The sequence below is a fragment of the Pontibacter saemangeumensis genome (assembly GCF_039541895.1).
Taxonomy (GTDB): Bacteria; Bacteroidota; Bacteroidia; order Cytophagales; family Hymenobacteraceae; genus Pontibacter; species Pontibacter saemangeumensis.
On record NZ_BAABHC010000020.1, the window covers coordinates 1 to 20,897 of the forward strand.

Below are 20,897 nucleotides of genomic sequence, written 5' to 3' on the forward strand. Positions count from 1 at the left end.
CGGCTAACAGTTAATGGTTTTTCTTTCATATTGATTTGCTAAATTAAGCAAATCGACTGTCCGTATTTACTAGAGCATCTCATACACCCTGTCGGTGGTTTACGGGTTAAAGAGGTATAAGCGGTGCATCGCCGTCAAAGGCCATGGCTCGCCCGAGATGAGCGTCTTCCGCTATGGGCTCGACCTTTGGCAGAACCACCTGCAGAGCTTTGCACTTTTCCTCAAACACCTCTTTACCTATTATAGAGGGAGAGGAAAGCAGAAAAGTCTTGGCCTAAACCTAAATGTACCGTAGTATGGCTAGTATTATAAACGCTAAACCTTTTGGATGTACATCTGCCATAGGTTTTATAGAGCAATCCTTTGTAATATATAAAGAGGTTTAGTACTGCCAAGTAAATGCACTATTAACAATATAGTGCATTTACTTTAATCTAAATTTTAAATGATTTGGTCAACTACCAACGGTACTTGAGTTGCTGCCATTGCTATTGTTCTGTTTCCGTACAAATATCTTGTATGGACCATAATGTTGCTCAAAGATTGAATACAAGTACCTAAGTCTCCAGATGTTTGTAGTTATTCCATCAAACTTTTCTGCCGAACCATCATAAATAGCGTAAGAGTTCTTTAAATACATCCCACCTACAATTAAGGATTGTTCTAAATCTTTCGAAATTGGATCTTTGATGATTGCATAGTCAACCTGAAACAAAATTTTCTCAAGGGTTTTCTGGTTTAGAGGCTCGCCTATCCCAATATAAGGAGAGTACATTTCCCAGCCTAAGGAGCGGCCAGAGTAATAAAGTTCAGTTGTATGCAACAGCAAGACTTTATGATCGCCTGATCCAATCAGTGATTTGGCAGCTTGATTCAACAAATCCCTGTCTTGCCCTGTATTGGCATCAAAAGCCATGAAAGTGCGAACTACCAACGACAGCCCAACCGACCAAATTAAAAGTGCACTTATCATCCCCCGCCTTACCGGCAGGGGAAAAATTTTATTAGCTTCTTTTCCGAAAAGAGTAGAAACGCAAACTATTAAATAAGGCAATAGATACAATACTCGATGCATGTACACAATAGTCGAAATTAGCAACAGTATCGTAGTTATAAGCACCAAAGACGGTCCTATTAGCTTATTCTTTATAATGCCTACCAAGGACATAATTACCAACACCGGGGTAAACTTGAGGCATGTGATGATGCCTCTTAAAGGAGCAAACTTTACATCTGCTCCCCATTCAGGTCCTGCTTGAGTATTGACTTTGAGGCTTTCTATGGCATTACTTATCTGAATTGTAAGTTGTGATGCAATGGGTGCCAGCAAAAGAAGAGTAAAAAGTACTGCCCCAAAAAGGAATGTAATCACAAGCCTGATTAAATGGCTGCGGTTATCCCCATGCTCTCTACTGTTATAAACCAAGGAAAATAATTCCAGCGCAATCAGAGGAAACAGAAATACAGCAGAGGGCCAAACGAAGAAGGCTAAGCATGCCAGTGCACCCGACAGCAACAACCGGACATAAATATATATAGGAGTAGAGGATGGTAAACTGGTGCTTCTTAAGGTCCAGCAACAGGTTAAACATAAGGCTATTGTCCATCCATCTAGACGGCCTAAAGTAAATGCCTGAACAAACAGAGGATCCATCAGGAAAATCAAACCAATGAGAATGGATGCACCGCGGGAAGTGCCTCTTGCAAGCAGCCATCCTACTAAAGCTGTGGCTGCCGCAAGCGCGCCAACAAGCCCTGATATTCTCGGACCATACTGCCCAACATAATCAAAGGCAAACTCATGTAAAACAGTTCCTACATAAGAAAAAAGGAACACAGGCTGTTGCTTATCCACCAACCAATTAATAGACCAATTTGTGGTAGGGTTAAGAATAATCCTTCCAAGATCAACAATAATAAACTCATCCATGTGGAGGTAAGGAGCTACTTCCATCGTGGATATAAAGATAAGTGAGGGGAGGGCCAAAGCTAAAATCCACCTCAACCAGTACTGCCGAGCAATGCTGATATTGATGCGGGAAAAGGCAGTTATTCTATCTGAAGAATTAAAGAACATTGATTTTATCATTCCTTCATTTTACGCAATAATCATTTTAATCCTTATCTTGTATAATGCTCTTAACAAGGCTTGTCCATTATATTATATTTAAAATGAAACTATTTATGTCGTTGGGGAGAGGGAAAGAGATAAATAGTTCATGAATCATCTATATTCCGATCCCTATGTTGGTACACTAAATAAAGAAACGTGGTAAAGCTTAAGGAGAAAAATGAAAGCTACTGTTTAATAATAAAATACAATAAGAAGTAATAAAGGTTTAACATATTATTAAAAAAACTTATAAAAGCTAAAATTATATTAGTAAATAAACACAATATGGATATAAATTTCTTTAATAATGTATTTAAAGGTATAATGAGGGGCTGAACTATCCAACCATAACATCCCCCTTTAAAAATTAGCCAGTCGAGAGTAGAGCATAGGACATAGATTTCTCTATGTCAATGAACTCCTGCGGTGCTAAATCACCAAGAGAACTTGTGGCCGGAAGCAATTCTACTCCTGCCGCCAAGCCTCTATCTTCTCCTGTGCGTTCTGCAAAGACAGGAACCAGTGCACGATCAGGCACTCATCCCGGAAGCTGCCGTTGAAGGACTCAATAAAGGCGTTGTCTGTGGGCTTTACCGGTCTTGAGAAGTTTAAGACCACGTTGTTGTCATAGGGCCCACTTGTTTAATGCAATTGATATAAACTCGCTGCCGTTATCCACCAGCACTTTTTTGGGCTTGCCAACCATGCCGCACTTTAAAGCTTCCATCACCTCCACCACCTGATCACCCTTTATACTCTTGTCTATATGAATTCCTAGGCAGTTGCTGCTATAGTTATCCACTATAGTCAGTCAAGCCCGTCGAATAGCTGATCGGCCACATAATCCATGCTCCAGCACTCATGCATGCCAGAGGCCTCACGGTGGGCGGCGGCCCTGTTTCTCCTCGGGCGCTTGTTTCGCAGGTTCAGCCCCTCCAATTTGTATAGCCGGTGAACCCGCTCGTGATTGACCTTCCAGCCTTCCTGCCTGAGCAGGACTAGGATCCGCCACATCCCATAGCGGACGCGAGCGGAGGCAATCTCCCTCATCCGCAGAACCAGCTGTCGGTTGTCCCGCGGATGAGGTTTGTACTGGTAGGTGGTGCGCCTCATGTCCAGCACACGGCAAACACGGCGCTATGACATGCTGTAGTCCTCGATTAAGCTTTGGGCCAGTCCCCGCAGTTGAACTGGCCTCAAAGCTTTTATTTCAGCACGTCGTGTGAGCATCTGCTTGTCCAGGCTCAGGTCTGCCACCAGCTTTTTCAGTTGATAGTACTCCTCCTCCAACTGCCACAGTTTGCGCAATTCAATCACCCCTAAACCGCCGTATTTCTTTTCCAGTTGTATAAGGTGGCCTTTTAGATGCCCATCTTGCGGCACACTTCTTCAACAGAGACTCCTGTCTCTGACTACTTGAAGGCAAAGACAATCTGCTCCTCGGTAAACTTTGATTTCTCGATGGCTATTCGTTTTGTGTTAGTACGACAAATTACCCGTTTCCTCTACTTTACAATGGTCCGGTTTTTCGGGGAGAGGTCACTGGTATGGATGAGCCAAGACCGAGTCATTGAAAACTTCTACGTCCTGCAGAGAAAGCTATTTCAGCAAGTGCAGAGAGAATGCATTCAATACTAAGCATAAATCCAATGAAAAAAACATTTTATATTAATTTTTAAGCTTTAATTTATCTTTATCGTATACATTACAGTTACCACATTGAAAAATTCACTGTTTTGCCATTAAAGCTTTAATTTAATAATGCTAATAATGCTAAAATTTTATGTGAAGTTGCGTGAAATGTGATGGTGAAATGATAAAATTTTATTAAATATTAAATTGGCATTCGCTTTAATTTATTCATCATGAAAAACCTATTAATAAAATCTTTCATTCTTATAGCTGTTTTATTTATTACTGGAGTTTCAGATGTTGCCGCACAAAGAAAGGGCAACGGCATCCCTCCAGGGAAGAACAAACCAGGTAATCCAGGTACCTCAACTGGCGTACCAATAGATGGTGGTGCAAGCGTACTTCTCGCTGCAGGGGCAGCCTATGGGTTAAAAAAATTAAGAGACTATAGAAAGAACAATATGAAAAATGATCATTTGAGTTGATACCTATGGAATGGGTTTGCCCTCATTTGATGTAATATATATGAAATTATATATGAAAGAACACAGAAGTGTCCTGCGCTTCCTGCTTTATTCCTTGGGTTTATGCTTTGGCTGGTTTATGCTTTACGACTTTTGGCTTAGCAACTTTGATGGTTGGCTCACCCTGATGGTTGTTGATAGCAGTGTTTACTTTCTTAACCTAATTGGTTATAATGCTGAAGCAAAGAATGTAATGGTCCAGATAGATGGCAGGGATACTGTCTTTGTTTATCATGCCTGCAATGGAATGATATTGATGGCTTTGTTCACTGGATTCATTCTATCTTTCCCTGGCCCGTTTAGAAAGAAGCTTTTATTTATACCTGCGGGCATTCTTGTGATCAATATGCTTAATATCATACGGGTTGCGGCGCTAGCGTTAAACGCTTATCATTACGAACAGACACTCAATTTCAATCATAAATATACCTTTACCCTTATTGTTTATGCTGGCATATTCTTTCTTTGGATGCTTTGGGTGAAAAGATTTTCGGGGTTAGGGAAGCATGTCAGTAAAGATGAACACAAAGTCAAATCACAAGCTGCTTCAGTTTATTAGGTGGGCCCTGATAGCCGTATTAGTACTAGTTCTAATTATAATAGGCCACATTGAATCTTCTTTAAAAAGAGATTTTGCAGTTTTCCTGAATTCTTGGACCAGTTCGCCAAACCTGTTCCCATACAATCAATACCTAACCAGCAATGTGAGCAGGCTTGTGAATTTAGCCTATAGAATAGTTTACATAATTTTATTATTCTCTATTACGCATTTGTATTTCATGGATTTTAATATATCGAAGTTTGCTATGTTGTTTTACACATCGCTATTTATATTTACTTTTATACTATATGTAATTGCTTATGAAGCACAATCAGCTCCTCTCCATGTCGTAGCCTTCAGAATTGATTCATTCTTAGTCTCTCCTATGCCAGTTATTTTACTTATACCCGCTTTTTACTTGACCAAACATCATTAATAATAAATATATAGCATATATAATTACCAATATAATTATAAAAATCCACAATCAATTAGGTATAAAATCATTAAACAATCATATTATATTATTCTTATATATATCAATTTAAATGCCCCATTGATTCTGCAGTAACCATTCCACTAAGCTTTCCTTTTGCTTTATTTTATTCAAATTATTATTGATATAATAAAAAAAGATTCTTTTACCTCATTTTACCTGCCATTGACTAATTAATAGTCCTTTATTGAATCTCCTGTGCATAAGACATGTATATTGTATAAGGTTTTCTATTTATTTTTATAATATAATTATTTCACACCCTCCAATATAATTATATATATAAATATTAATTGTTATTCATATTCAATATATATAAACTTTTTATTATTGCCTGTAAATATTTATTGGTCTTGGATTTATAAATTAAATAGTTTGATATGGCTCATAAGTATGCTACCTTATTTAAATGGTTAAATGTTGTAGTGGATTATGTCCTCTTGAACGGTACTCTGTACGCATCTTTCCTTATGGCAGATCATTCTCCTGTCTGGGTAGACGTGTACGACTATAGACTTACGATTCTACTTCTTAATTTCTGTTGGTTTTTCAGTTCAAGCACTTTTGACCTGTACAGCCAAGTCCTTAAACGTGACGCAGTTCCAACTATGTCTGCCAACATCGGTTCACTGTGTACTTACATATTCCTGGCGATCCTTATAAAATTAGTGCTTCCATATATTTATATCCCCCCTACCCCCTTTGTTTACTATTTTGCTTTATTTCCTGCGCTACTCTTGATTTGGAGGCTTTCGTTTCTTTTGATAAGAAAGCATAAAAGAAAGTTCTGGTTGGGCGCGGACAGCATTGCAATTGTGGGAGCAGGCAATGTGGGTATAGACTTATATAACTACATTGTGTCTAATCCCGATATGGACTATCATATAGCAGGTGTTTTCGACGATAACCCTTTTAAGGTACCTCCTCACATACCATATTTAGGAAAGGTAGAGGATTGCATCAGTTATGCGAGTACCAACAAGTTAAGCGAGTTATATTGCGCACTGCCATACAACGAAGCCGACAGAATAGAAGCTTTGTTAGAGGATGCTGATAAGCATATGGTGCGCTTACGGCTTGTACCTGATGTAAAGGGCTCCATCCACCATGACTTTCTGGTAGAAATGTTTGGTTTTGTTCCTGTTCTTAAACCAAGGCAGGAACCATTGGAAAACAAAGCCAATGAGTTCCTGAAAAGATTGTTTGATTTACTTTTCTCATTTTTTGTAATAGTTCTGGTCTTGAGTTGGTTGATACCTTTACTTGCCTTGGTTATAAAGTTAGATTCGAAGGGGCCCGTTTTTTTCAAACAATTGCGTTCCGGAAAGAACAACAAACCTTTTTACTGCTTAAAGTTTAGAAGCATGGCGGTTAACAGTGATTCAGATAGTTTACAAGCCAGTAAAAATGACGCCAGGGTGACAAGAGTTGGAAAGATCCTAAGAAAGACAAGCCTGGATGAGTTACCTCAGTTTATTAATGTGTTTAGGGGTGATATGTCGGTCGTGGGGCCCCGCCCACATATGCTAAAGCACACCCAAGATTACTCCCATTTAATAAACAATTACATGGTCAGGCACTTTCTAACACCGGGTATAACGGGGTGGGCCCAGGTTAATGGGTTCAGAGGCGAAACAAAAGAGACATCCGCTATGCTCAACCGTGTCCAAGCAGATCTTTGGTATCTGGAGCATTGGTCGATTCTCCTTGACTTGAAGATTATTTTCCTTACTCTTTGGCAAGGTCTGAGGAATAATGACAACGCGTATTAATTTTTTTAAGTCTAAAACTCTGTCACATCACAGAAAACCATATCTGTACTTACCTTTTCTGCTGTGTTCATTGGGATAGACGTTTGATGAGCATCGAGATTGACAATTAAACGATGTAGTGTAAATTCAAATCAATCAGCATTGGCTAAAGCTTCCGGCTTCTTTTTCAGCCTCCAAAGCAGCTAAAAGCATTCAATCAGGATCACGATTGATGCTTTGGTTTGGTCCTTTTAAGGTCTTAATGAGGTATTCCAAAGCGATACCGACGCCGAATAGAAGTTAGTAGGAGTTTTGCTTAAAAAGGATACAGCTCGACTCTGCAATTGCTTCATCTACATTCATCTAAAGAGTGGCTGATAAAGTGTATACTTTAGGAAGATTGAATCGGCTGTATTAAGGCATATAAAGCATAGCCGATGCCACCATTTGTAGCTGCGGCACCTTCTTCCTCCTGGTTGGTATCCTGGAAATCCGGCACGCCGTCCACATCCTCATCTTTCGGGCAGCCTTTGTTATCGACTTTCACATCCCTTGGCGTGTCCGGGCATATGTCATCTTTCTCAACTACACCGTCACCATCCAGGTCATTGCTGGCTTTCGTGCCCTGACAGGATGTTAGGGGAGATACCGCACATACTTCCAGCAGCAGCAGTATATAAAAACACACGGTTTTCCTATTGATCATACAGAGCGGCAAATAAACGTGAGGTTATAATTCAATGATTATATAATAGGGAGTTATACATAACTAAGGCTGATAAGGTTGAGGGAGGTATAGACGCTCAGGTTTTAACCCTCTATCGAAAGCAATGCACAAGCGGGAAACTCAGCGGCGACCACTACTTCCCTTGCTACTGCAAAAGGTGATGAGCGAGGCGCAGCTCGAGCACAACAACTTAGAATCAATATACAGCGCCTGCGCTGTGGAATAGCCAATACAACCTTTCCAGCGTAATTCCCATATTGGCCTGGATTTTCAGCGAGCCCCGCGCATTTAATGCCACTGTGTAAGCCCTTCTTAAGATCCGGGACGGAACGCCCTCTTTCCTACCTGTGGAGGGGCATTGGATGAATGAACTGGTAATCCTGTATAAAGAATTCCTTACAGAAAATTTTCACATATCCATGGCCTTCCCTGTAGCCCTTACTATTTCAGTTTTGTGAAAACAGGAAGTCCTATTCAGACTCATCCACGCACAAGCCACCAGCATTGATATGGGCTTGCGCAGCCATATGGTTGCGTGGATCAGGTGAAGGAAAACGTTTGAGAATTTAGAATTGCAACAGTTTACAGGAAGGGTACACTACGAGAGCCAGCCCTTCCTGCGGAACCACAGGTAAATGGCGAGCGTCACCAGCCCCATCACGGCCAGCACCGCCGGGTACCCGTACGTCTTCTCCAGCTCAGGCATGAACGTGAAGTTCATCCCGTAGACCCCCACGATGAAGGTGAGCGGCAGAAAGAAGGCCGAGAAAACAGTGAGCACCCGCATCACCTCGTTGGTCCGCTGGGAGGAGAGCGAGAGGTAGGTGTTGATCAGGTTGTTGGTGCCGTCGTTGATCTCCTCGAACTGCGTCTCCAGGTGCACGTACAGGTCCCGGATGTCCTGGACCGCTGTGGGCTGGAAGCTCCCGTCCTGTTGCATGCCGCCGAGGATCACCTCCGAGAGGCGGAGCACCCGCCGGCACACCGTGGCCTTGCGCTTCAGGTGGTAGAGGCCCTTGGTGAGCGGCGGCATCCTTTGGTTGAGGAACGTTTTCGCCTCGTAGAAATCCAGCTCCCCGGCCAGCTTACCCGCCGGGGCCTCAAACGTCCGGAAAACCGCCTTGATCAGCTTGACGAGCAGGTCCGCGGGTGTCTTTACGAGCCCGGTTTCCACGTACTTCTCCATTACCTCCCGGATCGGGCCGGCCGGATGGCGATGGATGGTGATCACGAAGCGCCCGGAGAAGAAGATGGCGATCTTGTTGGTGAGCTCCTGGATCGTGTCCGCATCCCGGTGGGCACCGTCGTCATAAACCCGGGCGATCATGAAGGCAATCTCCCCGATAGGCTCGTACTTGGGCAGGTGCTCCGGCTGCAGGGAGTCGATGACGGAGGAGCGGTGCAGCCCGTACTGGGCGGCCACCTCCTGCAGTTCCTCGGCTGCGGGCCCCTCCAGGTCAATCCACTCCCAGCCCACGGCGTCCAAGGATATGAGTGTGTTCTTCATAAAAGTGTCTGTCTTTGTCGTGAAACCCGCCCGCCGAACCCGACTACCTGGGTTGGAAGGGGCCGTCTGCAGCGGCAGGGTAAGCAGGGAGCGCCGGGGGTATACCCCGGAGGTAAAGCGGCTTTCTATCTTCTGAAAAGCTTCCGTTCCAGTTTTATAACCAGGAAAACCAAACTACCCGCGGCAACCGAGATGAGCAGGTCCTCCACCGGCAACGGCACCAGCCGGAAGAAACGCTCCATGAAGGGCACGTAAATCACGGCGAGCTGCAGCAGGACAGCGGAAAAAACGACCACGGCCATCAGCGGGTTGGACGCGGCGGCAAACGCAGAGTGGGCGGAGGAGCGCAGGGCGAGCGCCTGGAACACCTGGGCAAACCCCACGGTGGCAAAGATCATCGTCTGCCAGGTAAGGTCTCCCGGATCCGAGGGGTTGTAGTAGTACAGCCCCAGGCCCAGCGAAACCGCGGCGATCGTGGCCCCGACAAGCCCCAAAGGCAGCGCGTCTTTCTTTTCCAGCGCCCCCTTCTCGGGGTTGCGGGGCGGCCTGCGCATGGTGTCCGCCTCCGCGGGCTCTGTCCCCAGGCCAAGCCCCAGCAGGCCGTCGGTCAGCAGGTTGAGCCACAGCAGCTGCAAGGGCTGCAGGGCGATCGTCATCCCAAAGAACGGGCCCACGAGCATGATCAGGACCTTGCCGATGTTCCCGGCCAGGGAGAACCTGATGAACCGGAGCAGGTTGTCGAAGATCACCCGCCCCTCCTCCACGGCCGCCACGATGGTGGCGAAGTTGTCGTCCAGCAGCACCATGTCCGCCGCCTCCTTGGCCACGTCCGTCCCGGTGATGCCCATGGCGACGCCGATGTCCGCCTTCCGCAGGGCCGGTGAGTCGTTCACCCCGTCCCCGGTCATGGCCACCACCTCGCCTCTTCTCTGGAGGGCGTCGACGATCCGGAGCTTGTCCTCCGGGGACACCCGGGCGTAGATGGCGGTTTTTCCGGCCAGGTCCATCAGCTCCTCTTCCCCCGCCTGCTGCAGCCGCGCCCCGGTTACGGCTTCCAGCTGCTCCCCAAAGTGCAGCTCCCTGCCGATCGCGGCGGCCGTCAGAGGATGGTCCCCGGTGATCATCACAGGCCGGATGCCGGCCAGCCTGCAGTTCTCGACCGCTGCCTTCACTTCCTCCCGCGGCGGGTCGATCATGCCCACCAGTCCGAGGAAGGTGAGCCCCTGCTCGATCGCCGCTCCGCCGCCGGGAGCATCCAGCGGACGAACGGCCAGGCCCAGCACCCGCATGCCGTTCCGGGCCATTCCCGTGTTTGCCGCCAGTATCCTTTCCCTCCACGCATCCCCCAGCGGCTCCTGCGCCCCCTGCACCCATACAAAGTCAGATACCGTCAAAAGCGAGTCCGGGGCCCCTTTGGCGCAGAGCAGAAAGGGCGCCTCCGCGAGGGATTGAAAATAACCCGGCACCCCGCCTTCCACCCGATGAACGGTGGACATTCTCTTTCTGTCACTGTCGAAGGGGACCTCGTTCACCCTTGGCAGCACCTGGTGCAGGTCTTCCCGATGGATGCCTCTGCCGGCCCCCGCTACCAGCAAGGCTGTCTCGGTGGGGTCGCCGATCAACTGCCCCGAACCGGGCTCCGCGCCTTTGGGCAGGGTGGCATCGTTGCAGAGCACGGAGACCGCGAGCGCCAGGTCAAGTGCAACCGCTACCTGCCCGTCGGGCTCGGTGTCGGTTGCAGGTTCGAGCCCTACTGTCTGGTCCGGCAGGTCCACCACCGTCACTGTCATCCTGTTCTGGGTCAGGGTGCCGGTTTTGTCCGAGCAGATCACAGTCACGGAGCCGAGCGTCTCCACGGCGGGGAGCTTCCGTATAAGGGCGTTTCGCCTCAGCATCCGCTGCCCGCCCAGCGCCAGCGTGATGGTGACCACCGCCGGCAAACCTTCCGGCACGACAGCCACTGCCACGCTCACGGCGGTCAGGAACATGTCCGCGGCGGCCTCCCCCAAGAGCACGCCGATCACCAGGATCAGGGCGGCGGCGGCTACGCCGAACAGGGCGAGCATTTTGCCGAGCTTGTCCAGCTTTTCCTGCAGGGGGGTCTTGCCCGACTGTACGGTGCCCAGCAGGTTGGCTATCCTGCCCAGCTCTGTTTCCATCCCGGTGGCGACAGCGACGCCCACCCCCCTGCCATAGGAGACCACTGTGCCCAGGTAGGTCATGTTCCTGCGGTCCCCGATCGGCACCTCCTCCCGCGCCAGCGGGTCGGCTTCTTTCTCCACGGGCTCGGACTCTCCCGTCAGGGCTGCCTCCTGCACCTTCAGGTTGTAGGCTTCCAGCACGCGCAGGTCCGCGGGAACTACGTTGCCAGCCTCCAGCTCCACGATATCCCCGGGCACCAGCGCTTTGGCCGGCATCTCCCGCACGCTCCCGCCGCGCCTCACCCGCACCGTGGGAACGACCATGCGCTGCAGGGCCGCCATGGCGCGCTCCGCCCGGTACTCCTGGAAAAACCCCAGGAGCCCGAACAGGAGCACAATGGCCAGGATGGCTACCGCTTCTGTGGTCTTGCCCAGGAAAAAGGAAAGGAGCGCAGCGACAATCAGGATAACCACCATGGTTTCCGTGAACTGCCGCAGCAGCATCCTGAAGGGGTTTTGCCGTCGTTTCTCAGCCAGCGCGTTGGGCCCGTGCTTGCTGAGTCGCTCCTCCGCCTCCGCTTCCGTGAGGCCCTTGGCTGAGGAAGTGAGTTGGGCTAATACTTCCTCTTTCGAACTTGTATGCCAGTTGTTCATCCTGATGCTTTGCCGTTAGCTGACTTTATCCACGTCATACGTAATTTTCAGCAAACGGAGGCCTCAAAGACACCACTTGTCCCAGCCAGGAGATTGACTAGCAGGCAAAAACAGACCGGCGGCGGGCACTGATCCCTTCCCATTGATAGGGGAGTTGCTTCCTTTGAATGAGGCTTTCGACAGGCAAGTTCAGGTAAATCACTTTTTTGGTTTCGTGAGCAAAGGTGTATTTGACGCCTCCTATAAGCGGATGGTCATTGGCGCGTCCTATGCGAGGGGCTCGCATAGGGGCAGAAAGAGTTGAGGCAGGCGCAGCGCGATATATAATAAAGCGGTGAGCATCATCTCCAGGAGAGACGGTCGGTAAACGGATTCATAAAAGGGCGCCGGAACTTGTTTCCACGTCTTAGGAGATATATAGAGCCTTAACTGTCAGCATCAGCGGGTACTACCGCAGGCTCGAGTACTCAGTGATGCGGGAGCAGGAATAACCATAACTCATGGGAGATACCAAAGATGTCTATGCGCAGAGCAAACGCCACTATGGTTGTCCTATAGTTCCCGCCGTTGTTGGTGTTATCACCAACAACTAAACCACGATAGCCCCGGATCTTTGAGCAACAGCATATAAGCTTCTTCACTGCAACCATACTGGAGTGGAAGCACCTGCTGAAGCCGGACAATTATAAAGATATCATCTTGAAGAGCCTGCGGTTTCTAATAGAACAGAAACTGGATTACATGCACAACAACCAGGTTCAGGAGAACCGGCAATTGGCGGCGCTGCCGGAAGAGTTACACAACTCATCAGCCCGTTATTATTTTGACAATGTAGATGAGTTTAGGTTCCTGACGCACTACAGGGACTAATATGATGGCTTGCGGATTAAGTTGTTGGTGATAACACCAACATCGGAAAAAATAGGTTCGGAAGAGGCAAGGTGCGCGTGGCGGCACAGGGAGTGGACAAGGCCTGGCAGTTGCGGAGCGACATGCTCACCTGCTACACCACCCGCTTTAGCGAATGTCATTCGGCTTATGTGAGGTAGGTACTCATGCAAAGCAGGCTGTCTCCTACCTCTGCTGCTTTCCTGGCAGTCTCTTTTAAATAATTGGGAGCGATGTTGCTGGCAAATTGTGTGCACAAAAAAAGCACTTACAAGTTTTATCTCATAAGTGCTTGATCATGAAGTGCCCCCCGATCCTGATCTTCTCTGTCCTGGACTCGGCAAAGCTGGTCAGAGAGGATAGCATCAAAGCCACGCTGGCCATAGCCGTGCGCTGCAGAAATTCCTAGCGGGAAATAGGTTTCTCCATTTCTAATAAGGTTTACCAAAAATTTAATCAAAGGGCAGGCTTGATAGGGCAACCTATCCTTGTATTGTTTTATATATACCGCAACAATTGTCAGTAAATCTATAGAGGCGATATCTCTGAATACTAAAGGTCACGGGTAGATCGATCTGCAGCGCCATCACTTTGTAAGTTTCTTTTGCTTAAAGCAGCTTTTGAAAAGGAATAAAGCCGGGCCGGATTTTTAATAAAGATATTATCGTAATACTGGCCTAACCCCATCTTTTGCAGCTCATCTTTGAAAGTGGTTAATAAAAAGTTCAGCCCTGGTTTGCCGCCGTAGGATTGCCAGTAGCTGGTTTTGGCTGCATCCATACCCATGGTAATCTGGTCCGGAAATTCAGGCAGTAAGGCCTCCAGAAGCTTATACGTCCAGTTAGGATTTTCTTTCCAGCGAAAGGCGCTGTCGTACTCCACCCTTACGCCTGTTTGCAATAATTCCCGGTTATACCCTAAATCCTGGTGCCGGTCTACATGGGAAATAACCACATGCTGCAGGTCGGCACCCAGTTTCACAAATAATTCTGCCTGGTCTAGGGCATGTTTGCCAAAATTGGTATGGGTTAAGATAGGTGCCCCGGTCTCTTTATGGGTATTGACAACCGCCTGAAATATTTTTTCCTGATGCCCACTAATGGGTTCGTCTCCGGTAGCCAGTTTGACCATACCGGCCTTATGTGTGGTACGCTGCACATAAGGCCCATTATAGTCGTGGGCATCAATGCCTGTTACCACATCTGCTATAAACAAAGCTGTTAACTGCTCTTCTGTATAAGCGTAGCGCCAATGGTTAGGCAGGTAGTACTGCTCGAGATGGATGCCGGTCGGGGCAATGATGTTTACCCTGGTGCGGCGGGACACGTCTGCCAGTTTAAGAACGTTTCTGCCACAATCAGCCGGCATAGTGTCTACCATCGTTCTTCCTCCCGCTTCATAGAAGCGCTGCAGTTCCTCCGATACTTTATCTGTATCATTGAGCAGGAACAAGGGGTTTCCAAGGGTAGGGTAGCTTTTCTCGATTATGATATGCTCGTGAGAATAGGTCAAGCCCATATCTTCAGGGGCTATATCCCCCAGCACCGTGCGTACAAATGGCAAGTCAGATAGCTGGTCCATATGAATAAAATCGATGTTAAAGTGCTGCTGCTTTTCCAGCAGGGAAATTGTTCAACCAGCCGTTCCGGCTGGTGTCTGCCACGGCATCGGGGTACTCCAGAACAGCTCCTAATTGCTCCAGTTTGGCCTGCAGTTCAGAAACTTCCAAGGCATTCGCAGCCATATCGGCATCCAATGAGAGCACTGCAGCCAAACCGGCTGCCTGCCCCATCGACATGGTCTGGGCCATTGACCTGCAGGAGGCATGCGCATCATGGGTAGCAGAAAAACAGCGGCCCACGACCCAGGCACGTTCGCTCCCTTTGGGGACAATTGTGCCATACGGCACCCCGTAAACCCCATTGTCAGGAATGTATTGCCAAAACGTTTCATCTTCCCCGTCTTTCCCTGCCCGATGGTCTTCAATAGGTGCTCCGCAAAGAAATATGCGGTCGGTCGGCATAAGTCCTGAAAGGCAGTCCTCTTTGGTCAGGCGGCTTTCGCCATATACACGCCTGGTTTCCCGTACCCCGATCTGATGGGAAAGGCCAATGATCTTAGATGCTTCATAACCCGGAACTTCCTGGCGGAAAAACGCCTCGTAAATAAAGGCCTGCCTTCTTCCTTCTATCTCCGCCTGGGTCAGTTCCTCTGCCTGCAGGGCCCTGAAATCGCTTACCTTAACAGCCACCGTAGAGATACACCCTGGCTGGCACATTTCATGCGCGGAGCCTTCTTTCCGGGGCAGCGGATGTTTCCCGGTCTCAACAGCTGCTTTCATCTTTTCCTTCAGCATTTGTTTGCCGCCCGCCTGCTTAAACTTCTCTAAGTCCACATGACACATGCGGAAAGTGGTGGTCATACTTTGGGCAGGTTCTGCTTCACCGGCCAGTTCATAGGGATATCCGGCTAAATGGCAAAAGTCAGCATCACCGGACGCATCAATAACCCTTTTGGCTCTTACCTTCCAGAAACCGCCCTTGTTCCAAAAGACACAGATCGTTTCCCCGGCTTCCTCTATTGCTACATCCACCAAAGTAGTGTGCAACAGCAATCGGATGCCAGCCGCGATTAATTTTTGGTCCCAGACCTGCTTCAAACGTTCGGGATTGTAATTGACCCCGGTGCCTGCCCCGTAGGTATTAGGCCTTAAAAAAACATCCCCTGTTCTATAGAGTTCATCCACAATGGTATCCGGTAACCCTGCCACAATCTTTCTGGGTGCCTCACCCGGCGTAAAAAACCCATAAAAGGTATCCAGCATCTGCGTGGACGTGCCGCCGGGAAACCCATAGCGTTCCACCAGCATCACCTTATATTTGCCGCTATGGCGGGCAGCCAACGCCGCCAGGCAGCCAGCAGAACCTGCGCCAATCACCAATATATCGGTTTCGGCCAGGAGGGGTATTTGTTGATGGTTGAGGAATCCAAGCATAGTGTTTGAAATGTTTACCGTTTATGTACTAGACACACCCGCCCCTACGGATTGGTATAAGCCCGCCAGGCGGTGGGCATGCTCATCGTACGCACTTTCAAATAACTGCACAGCCCTTTCAGCACCTACTATCACTGCACCACTGAGTACTTTTGGGGGGTGTCCGGCCTCGGTTAGCAGGCGGGCCACTTCTGCTTTGATAGCATTCACCAGGATAGCCCCGCCTACTGTAGAACCAGGGGATACCGGCGTATCCAGCTTAGGGATTTTCACCATCGCATCGCCTGCCGGTGCGCCTGTGTCCAGGACCAGATCAGCAAAATCACTCAGCTTTTTCCCGTCCTGCCTCTTGCTGGTGCTTCTGGCAGAGTGCTCTTTGGTAACTAAGGCTACTACTTTGATGCCTTTCATTTGAAAATTCTCTGCTATTTCAATGGGGACCACATTGCACCCACTCGAGGAGATAACCAGGGCGGTATCCTGACTGCTTAAGTCAAAGTTGCGCAATATCCTTTCTGCCAGGCCCGGTACATTTTCCAGGAACATCGCCTGCCGTTGCCCGTTGGCCCCCACCACCAGGTTATGAAAGGTAAGAGACAGTTCCACGATGGGGTTAAACCCTGGAAACGAGCCATACCGGGGCCACATTTCCTCTACCATGATCCGGCTGTGCCCGGACCCAAACACATGCACCATGCGCCCGGCAAGAATAGTAGCTGCAAACCAGGCAGCGGCTTCCCTTATTTCCTCCTGCTGTTTCTCTATTACCGCAATAATCTGGCGGCATTTATTAAGGTAATCGTTAACTACATCCATGTTGGCCTGATGACAAATTGTAAAGTTGGAAATTAAACACACATTTTGGCTGAAAACAGGCAGGAGTTACTCTAACTGGGAGCAGAATGCTCTGTCCAGGGCAAAACCCGCAGCGCCCACTGCGCCCGCCATATTAGTGTAGCGGGCTTGCTGAATTGGGGTACTTTTACCTGCGCTTTTCCACTCATATACCGCTATGAAATCAGCCAATGGTTTATAGAGTGCGTCGCCCGCCTGCGTGATGCCCCCGCCTAAAATAATCTGGTCAGGCGACAGTAAGTTACACAACGAACAAAGGCCGAGGGCAAGTTTACGCACAGAATTCAGCCATATATAGGTGGCAAATGCGTCTCCCTGCCGATAGGCCTCTACCAAGGCAAGTGTGGTCTGATATTTCCCAAAAGACCTTTTGGCTACGGTAGCATCCCCAATCGCACTTTCCAGCGTGCCGGGCATGCCGGTTATTCCGGCATCCTCCCTGTCAACATCCAGTGTCATATGGCCCAAGTGGCCAGCCATCTGGTAATTGCCCTGGTACAGTTCCCCATTGATGAGGATACCCCCTCCCACACCTGTTCCCAGAGTGAGCATGACGATATTCCTGAAGCCCTGGCCAACGCCAAACTTTGCTTCAGCCATCAAGGCGGCATGGGCATCGTTCAGTACCCACACTTCCTTTTCATGAAGGTAATCTGACCATATAAGATTCTCCAGGCCTTCGAGCCTTTCCGGCATAATGCGAATGGCCGAATTGGCATCGTTCGGAAGCCCGGGGGCGGCCAGCCCGATCGCGTCTACTTCCCCACTGCTTTGAGATTTGAGTACCCGGACTACCTGCGCCACCACCTGCTGCCAATGCCGCTCCTGTCCATTGCTGCTACCTGCAGGGAGGGCCGTGGCCTGTACTTCCTGGTGGAGGATCTCTCCGGTATCGTTCACCAGAACACCTTTCACATTAGTACCCCCTAAGTCAATTCCTATTGCTGCTGCCATAGCTATATAGGCTTTGTAGCTGTTTGCCCTTCACTCACACTCCACCCTCCATCAACGGCCAGTACCTGCCCCGTGGTAAAGAAAGAGCCGTCAGACATAAAGTAACAGGCTGCCTGGTCCAGATCTTCCGGCCTGCCGATCCTTCCGCCGTCCAGCGGCTGTTTGGTTTGTATATAATCCACAATGGCTGCATCCCGGGCGGCGCGTTGTGCCATGGGTGTTTCTACCAGACCAGGCGCTAACACATTTACTCGTATATTGTCTTTGGCATAATACGCAGCTATAGACTTGGAAAACCCGATAATAGCGGCTTTAGCGGCAGCATAGGCATGTGTGGCAAAGTATTGTGGTGCCGGTGAGTACCCCAGCACAGAACCCATATTTAAAATGGGTCCTCCTTTTTTAGCATCCAGGAACGCCCTCACCGCAGCCCTGTTCGAAAGCATGATGGAGGTAAGATTCAGTTCCAGAGTTTTTTGCCAGCCTTCCAGCGTTATTTCATGCAAGGGCCCGTCCCCCATCCGCCGGCCACTGCCGCCCGCCACATGGTAGAGACCATCGAAGCTCCCCCATTCCCGAAGACAGAGTTCAATTGCCTGGGAAGCCGTGTCTTCCTGTATGGCATCCCCCGTCAGCACCGTCCCCGAACTCCCGAATTCCTGCCGCGCTAGCTGGCTGCTCTCGGGATTCCGGCCAACGGCCACCACTTTTGCCCCCTGCTGAATAAATGCCTTTGCGGCCGAAAGCCCTAAGCCGGTTGTGCCTCCGATGATGACGATTTTCTTGTTCCTAAGCATTGGCGATTGATTTTAAACATGTACACCAGGGATTGCATATGGCTTTGAAGCATTCTATAGCTCCTGCCAATTCCTGCTACTCCGTCACGTGTTGCACCAATTTCCCTCCTGCTTTCTCTTTCAGGATGAGTTTTTTCCTGCCGTCAGGCAACAGCTCTTCCTTAATCAGGTAATGGTCCTGATCGTACTCTTTGTATTGTTCCTGCCTTTCTGCCCCCTCTTTCCCTCTCCAGACTACCAGCTCCACAGGTTCCCATTTTTTTGTTTTGGCCGATTTGTAGCAGGCGTCCATAATGGCATTGACGATATAGCCATCATAGAAGGTTTCCATCGGGGCAACGCCTTTGTCCATGGCATTAAACATATCTTCAAACATCTGGGGGTAACCCAGCGCATGGGCCTCGTCTCCTACCGGGAAAAGCCATCCGGTCTCACTTTCTGCTTTTTCCGCCACATATCCCTTTTCCCCTGTACTGGTAAACATCTCGAATCCTGTCCGCAGAAAATGATCCACCCGGACGGTGCCTTCTGTACCGGCTACTTCATCCCTTAAATCCATGCCGCCCCGGTATGTCCAGCTTACTTCAAACTGGCCCACTGCACCGTTGGCATATTTCACCAGCCCGATGGCGTTGTCCTCTGCCTCTATCGGTTTTACCAAGGTATCTGCCCAGCACATCACCTCCACCGGCCGTACGTCTTTGCCTATATAGTTCCGGCCGATTTCAATGCAATGGCAGCCCATGTCGATGATAGCGCCTCCGCCGGAGTATTGCGGGTCCCAGAACCAGTCGCTGTGCGGGCCCGGATGGGCTTCCCGGGAGCGGGTCCACAGCACTTTGCCCAAAGCACCATTCTTGATGGAGGCTAATGCTTTAAGCGTTTTGGAAGGGTAGGCCAAATCTTCCAGGTACCCATGAAAGACACCCGCCTCCTCTACAATTTTTAACATCTCCAACGCCTCCTGCGCATTCCTGCCCAAAGGTTTGGTGCATAAAATAGCTTTACCAGCCTGGGCGGCTAAACGCACGGCTTCTAAATGAAGGTGGTTTGGCAGGCCAATAACGACCACATCCGTGTCAGGAGATTGAATGGCCTGCGCCATGTCCCTTTGCCAGTGCGGAATATCCCATGCTTCGGCAAACTTTTGTGCCCTTTCCCCGGAACGGGAATAAACGGTGTGGACCCGATCTGCCTTCCGCTGCCCATGCAAACTCATCGTATAAAAAGTACCAATCAGGCCGGTGCCTAAAAGAGTGATTTTGTATGGTTTATTCCCCATGATAGCAAGGTTATGTGTTAGAATAAATTGTGACGATGGTTCCGTACAAAACAGGCATATATAAAAGAGACACTTCTCGCTTCTATATAGCCTACTTATTGAAAGAGGCAAAAACGCGGGAAGCGTATTGTCTATCTTTCTGATGCGCTGCCACCGCATCCATGGTGTTAGGCGATTGCTTCTCCACGCACTGCTCCAATACCAGGTGCGGGCGCACCTCCAATGCCAGAAGCTCTTTGGCTAACCTCATATAATCTATATCCCCCTCACCGAAGGTCTCCGCCCATATGCCGTTTTTTGACTGGCGCAGGTGCACTTCGGCAATCCGGCTACCGTACAGGCGCATGATATCAAACATGGCCAGTTGCGAGTCGCCTGAGCCTCTGTAAATCCAGTGCGCCTCCAGGCACAGCGATACATTTTCAGGATCAGTGGCAACCAGCATATGGTGGAACTCCCGCGCCGCGTGCCGCATCTCCACATCGTGGTTATGGTACGCCAGGGTGAGGCCTTGCTTCCGAAGCTCGGCTCCCATCCGATCCAGGTAAATAGCCTGAACTTCTAATTCCGCATCGGTTTTGTTCTCTGTTCCGCCCCAGCGGATCGGACTGGGGTTGGTTACGATTATCCTGACGCCCAATGGCTTAGCTGCCGCTGCTATCGCCTTCACCTGTTCCAGGCTTTGTTTCGCCTCCTGCTCCTTGTGCAGGGTGCAGCCCACATATATGGACCGCATCTCCAGCTTGTATTTCTTTAGCAGCGGTGCCAGCAGGGTCAGTTCCTCCGGTTTATTAACAGAAGGCTCATATCCTATTATGCCCGACTTGGCGAATTCGCGCAGGGAGGCATCCAGGTCAGCAAACCAATCACGCCCCTGCCGCTCATAAAAGGTGATCCAGGAGTACTCGTTCGAAGCAATGTGCAGTGGGTCGGATAGTGTATTTAGTGCCCACGCCTCCGAATCAGGGAGAAGGCCGGCTGCTGTCAGGCTGGCAAGGGCGCCAAGGAAAGTACGACGGTTCTGTATCATGCGCTTATGT

General features: G+C 49.1%; 17 protein-coding genes and 1 pseudogene. 6 read left to right on the forward strand and 12 right to left on the reverse strand.

Annotated features, from left to right (window positions below):
* Nucleotides 1–454 precede the first annotated feature (454 nt).
* Complete coding sequence (locus tag ABD920_RS17580; RefSeq protein WP_345160826.1) at nucleotides 455–2,089, reverse strand: hypothetical protein; 1,635 nt, start codon at nucleotides 2,087–2,089, stop codon at nucleotides 455–457.
* A 492-nt stretch (nucleotides 2,090–2,581) separates the two neighbouring features.
* Nucleotides 2,582–3,576, reverse strand: a pseudogene (locus ABD920_RS17585) (IS3 family transposase); the annotation flags it as partial.
* 402 nt (nucleotides 3,577–3,978) lie between these two features.
* On the opposite strand from ABD920_RS17585, the gene ABD920_RS17590 reads away from it, so the two are divergent.
* The 4 genes from ABD920_RS17590 to ABD920_RS17600 all read left to right on the forward strand — a co-directional run bounded on the left by ABD920_RS17590 (nucleotide 3,979) and on the right by ABD920_RS17600 (nucleotide 7,078).
* The gene (locus ABD920_RS17590; RefSeq protein ID WP_345160827.1) at nucleotides 3,979–4,230 is read left to right on the forward strand and encodes a PID-CTERM protein-sorting domain-containing protein; all 252 of its coding nucleotides are present in this window, start codon (nucleotides 3,979–3,981) and stop codon (nucleotides 4,228–4,230) included.
* Nucleotides 4,231–4,282: 52 nt separating this feature from the next.
* Entirely contained in the window at nucleotides 4,283–4,828 is a 546-nt protein-coding gene (gene xrtX, locus ABD920_RS17595; protein WP_345160828.1) for an exosortase X, read from the forward strand.
* Nucleotides 4,788–5,246, forward strand: coding sequence for an XrtX-associated membrane protein (locus ABD920_RS24990; RefSeq protein WP_425568636.1), 459 nt, complete (start codon nucleotides 4,788–4,790; stop codon nucleotides 5,244–5,246). Before xrtX ends, ABD920_RS24990 begins: the two co-directional genes overlap by 41 nt.
* A gap of 440 nt (nucleotides 5,247–5,686) precedes the next feature.
* Nucleotides 5,687–7,078 (forward strand): undecaprenyl-phosphate glucose phosphotransferase, encoded by a 1,392-nt coding sequence (locus ABD920_RS17600; RefSeq protein WP_345160829.1) that lies wholly within the window; start codon nucleotides 5,687–5,689, stop codon nucleotides 7,076–7,078.
* Between the two features lie 370 nt (nucleotides 7,079–7,448).
* Here the strand turns inward: ABD920_RS17600 and ABD920_RS17605 are convergent, their stop codons facing one another.
* The 3 genes from ABD920_RS17605 to ABD920_RS17615 all read right to left on the reverse strand — a co-directional run bounded on the left by ABD920_RS17605 (nucleotide 7,449) and on the right by ABD920_RS17615 (nucleotide 12,086).
* Entirely contained in the window at nucleotides 7,449–7,763 is a 315-nt protein-coding gene (locus tag ABD920_RS17605; protein WP_345160830.1) for a hypothetical protein, read from the reverse strand.
* A gap of 619 nt (nucleotides 7,764–8,382) precedes the next feature.
* Entirely contained in the window at nucleotides 8,383–9,291 is a 909-nt protein-coding gene (locus tag ABD920_RS17610; protein ID WP_345160831.1) for a magnesium transporter CorA family protein, read from the reverse strand.
* A gap of 125 nt (nucleotides 9,292–9,416) precedes the next feature.
* Nucleotides 9,417–12,086, reverse strand: a complete 2,670-nt coding sequence (locus ABD920_RS17615; protein ID WP_345160832.1) for a cation-translocating P-type ATPase — start codon at nucleotides 12,084–12,086, stop codon at nucleotides 9,417–9,419.
* A gap of 741 nt (nucleotides 12,087–12,827) precedes the next feature.
* Between ABD920_RS17615 and ABD920_RS17620 the strand changes: the two genes are divergently transcribed.
* Both ABD920_RS17620 and ABD920_RS24995 read left to right on the forward strand, forming a co-directional pair.
* Complete coding sequence (locus ABD920_RS17620; RefSeq protein ID WP_345160833.1) at nucleotides 12,828–12,956, forward strand: hypothetical protein; 129 nt, start codon at nucleotides 12,828–12,830, stop codon at nucleotides 12,954–12,956.
* A 41-nt stretch (nucleotides 12,957–12,997) separates the two neighbouring features.
* Nucleotides 12,998–13,135, forward strand: a complete 138-nt coding sequence (locus ABD920_RS24995; RefSeq protein ID WP_425568637.1) for a DUF4113 domain-containing protein — start codon at nucleotides 12,998–13,000, stop codon at nucleotides 13,133–13,135.
* A gap of 391 nt (nucleotides 13,136–13,526) precedes the next feature.
* Here the strand turns inward: ABD920_RS24995 and ABD920_RS17625 are convergent, their stop codons facing one another.
* From ABD920_RS17625 to ABD920_RS17655, 7 genes are all read right to left on the reverse strand, one after another.
* Nucleotides 13,527–14,555 carry a phosphotriesterase family protein gene (locus ABD920_RS17625; RefSeq protein WP_345160834.1) on the reverse strand — a complete coding sequence of 343 codons (1,029 nt, stop codon included), beginning with the start codon at nucleotides 14,553–14,555 and terminating at the stop codon, nucleotides 13,527–13,529.
* A 16-nt stretch (nucleotides 14,556–14,571) separates the two neighbouring features.
* Nucleotides 14,572–15,969 (reverse strand): FAD-dependent oxidoreductase, encoded by a 1,398-nt coding sequence (locus ABD920_RS17630; RefSeq protein ID WP_345160835.1) that lies wholly within the window; start codon nucleotides 15,967–15,969, stop codon nucleotides 14,572–14,574.
* 21 nt (nucleotides 15,970–15,990) lie between these two features.
* On the reverse strand, nucleotides 15,991–16,785 hold the full coding sequence (locus ABD920_RS17635) for a sugar isomerase domain-containing protein (RefSeq protein ID WP_345160836.1): 795 nt from the start codon (nucleotides 16,783–16,785) through the stop codon (nucleotides 15,991–15,993).
* 66 nt (nucleotides 16,786–16,851) lie between these two features.
* A complete protein-coding gene (locus tag ABD920_RS17640; protein WP_345160837.1) occupies nucleotides 16,852–17,778 on the reverse strand; it encodes an ROK family protein in 927 nt (308 codons plus the stop codon).
* Between the two features lie 2 nt (nucleotides 17,779–17,780).
* The gene (locus tag ABD920_RS17645; RefSeq protein WP_345160838.1) at nucleotides 17,781–18,575 is read right to left on the reverse strand and encodes an SDR family NAD(P)-dependent oxidoreductase; all 795 of its coding nucleotides are present in this window, start codon (nucleotides 18,573–18,575) and stop codon (nucleotides 17,781–17,783) included.
* 76 nt (nucleotides 18,576–18,651) lie between these two features.
* On the reverse strand, nucleotides 18,652–19,857 hold the full coding sequence (locus ABD920_RS17650) for a Gfo/Idh/MocA family protein (RefSeq protein ID WP_345160839.1): 1,206 nt from the start codon (nucleotides 19,855–19,857) through the stop codon (nucleotides 18,652–18,654).
* Between the two features lie 91 nt (nucleotides 19,858–19,948).
* Nucleotides 19,949–20,887, reverse strand: a complete 939-nt coding sequence (locus ABD920_RS17655; RefSeq protein ID WP_345160840.1) for a sugar phosphate isomerase/epimerase family protein — start codon at nucleotides 20,885–20,887, stop codon at nucleotides 19,949–19,951.
* Nucleotides 20,888–20,897: the final 10 nt, after the last annotated feature.

Excerpts from the sequence above, each read along its gene's own strand:
- ABD920_RS17620 (WP_345160833.1), top strand. The coding sequence starts at position 12,828 with ATGCACAACAACCAGGTTCAGGAGAACCGGCAATTGGCGGCGCTGCCG.
- ABD920_RS17630 (WP_345160835.1), bottom strand. The coding sequence starts at position 15,969 with ATGCTTGGATTCCTCAACCATCAACAAATACCCCTCCTGGCCGAAACC.
- ABD920_RS17615 (WP_345160832.1), bottom strand. The coding sequence starts at position 12,086 with ATGAACAACTGGCATACAAGTTCGAAAGAGGAAGTATTAGCCCAACTC.
- ABD920_RS24990 (WP_425568636.1), top strand. The coding sequence starts at position 4,788 with ATGAACACAAAGTCAAATCACAAGCTGCTTCAGTTTATTAGGTGGGCC.
- ABD920_RS17645 (WP_345160838.1), bottom strand. The coding sequence starts at position 18,575 with ATGCTTAGGAACAAGAAAATCGTCATCATCGGAGGCACAACCGGCTTA.
- ABD920_RS17600 (WP_345160829.1), top strand. The coding sequence starts at position 5,687 with ATGGCTCATAAGTATGCTACCTTATTTAAATGGTTAAATGTTGTAGTG.
- ABD920_RS17650 (WP_345160839.1), bottom strand. The coding sequence starts at position 19,857 with ATGGGGAATAAACCATACAAAATCACTCTTTTAGGCACCGGCCTGATT.
- ABD920_RS17605 (WP_345160830.1), bottom strand. The coding sequence starts at position 7,763 with ATGATCAATAGGAAAACCGTGTGTTTTTATATACTGCTGCTGCTGGAA.
- ABD920_RS17580 (WP_345160826.1), bottom strand. The coding sequence starts at position 2,089 with ATGATAAAATCAATGTTCTTTAATTCTTCAGATAGAATAACTGCCTTT.
- ABD920_RS17610 (WP_345160831.1), bottom strand. The coding sequence starts at position 9,291 with ATGAAGAACACACTCATATCCTTGGACGCCGTGGGCTGGGAGTGGATT.
- ABD920_RS17590 (WP_345160827.1), top strand. The coding sequence starts at position 3,979 with ATGAAAAACCTATTAATAAAATCTTTCATTCTTATAGCTGTTTTATTT.
- ABD920_RS17640 (WP_345160837.1), bottom strand. The coding sequence starts at position 17,778 with ATGGCAGCAGCAATAGGAATTGACTTAGGGGGTACTAATGTGAAAGGT.
- ABD920_RS17635 (WP_345160836.1), bottom strand. The coding sequence starts at position 16,785 with ATGGATGTAGTTAACGATTACCTTAATAAATGCCGCCAGATTATTGCG.
- ABD920_RS17625 (WP_345160834.1), bottom strand. The coding sequence starts at position 14,555 with ATGGACCAGCTATCTGACTTGCCATTTGTACGCACGGTGCTGGGGGAT.
- ABD920_RS17655 (WP_345160840.1), bottom strand. The coding sequence starts at position 20,887 with ATGATACAGAACCGTCGTACTTTCCTTGGCGCCCTTGCCAGCCTGACA.
- xrtX (WP_345160828.1), top strand. The coding sequence starts at position 4,283 with ATGAAAGAACACAGAAGTGTCCTGCGCTTCCTGCTTTATTCCTTGGGT.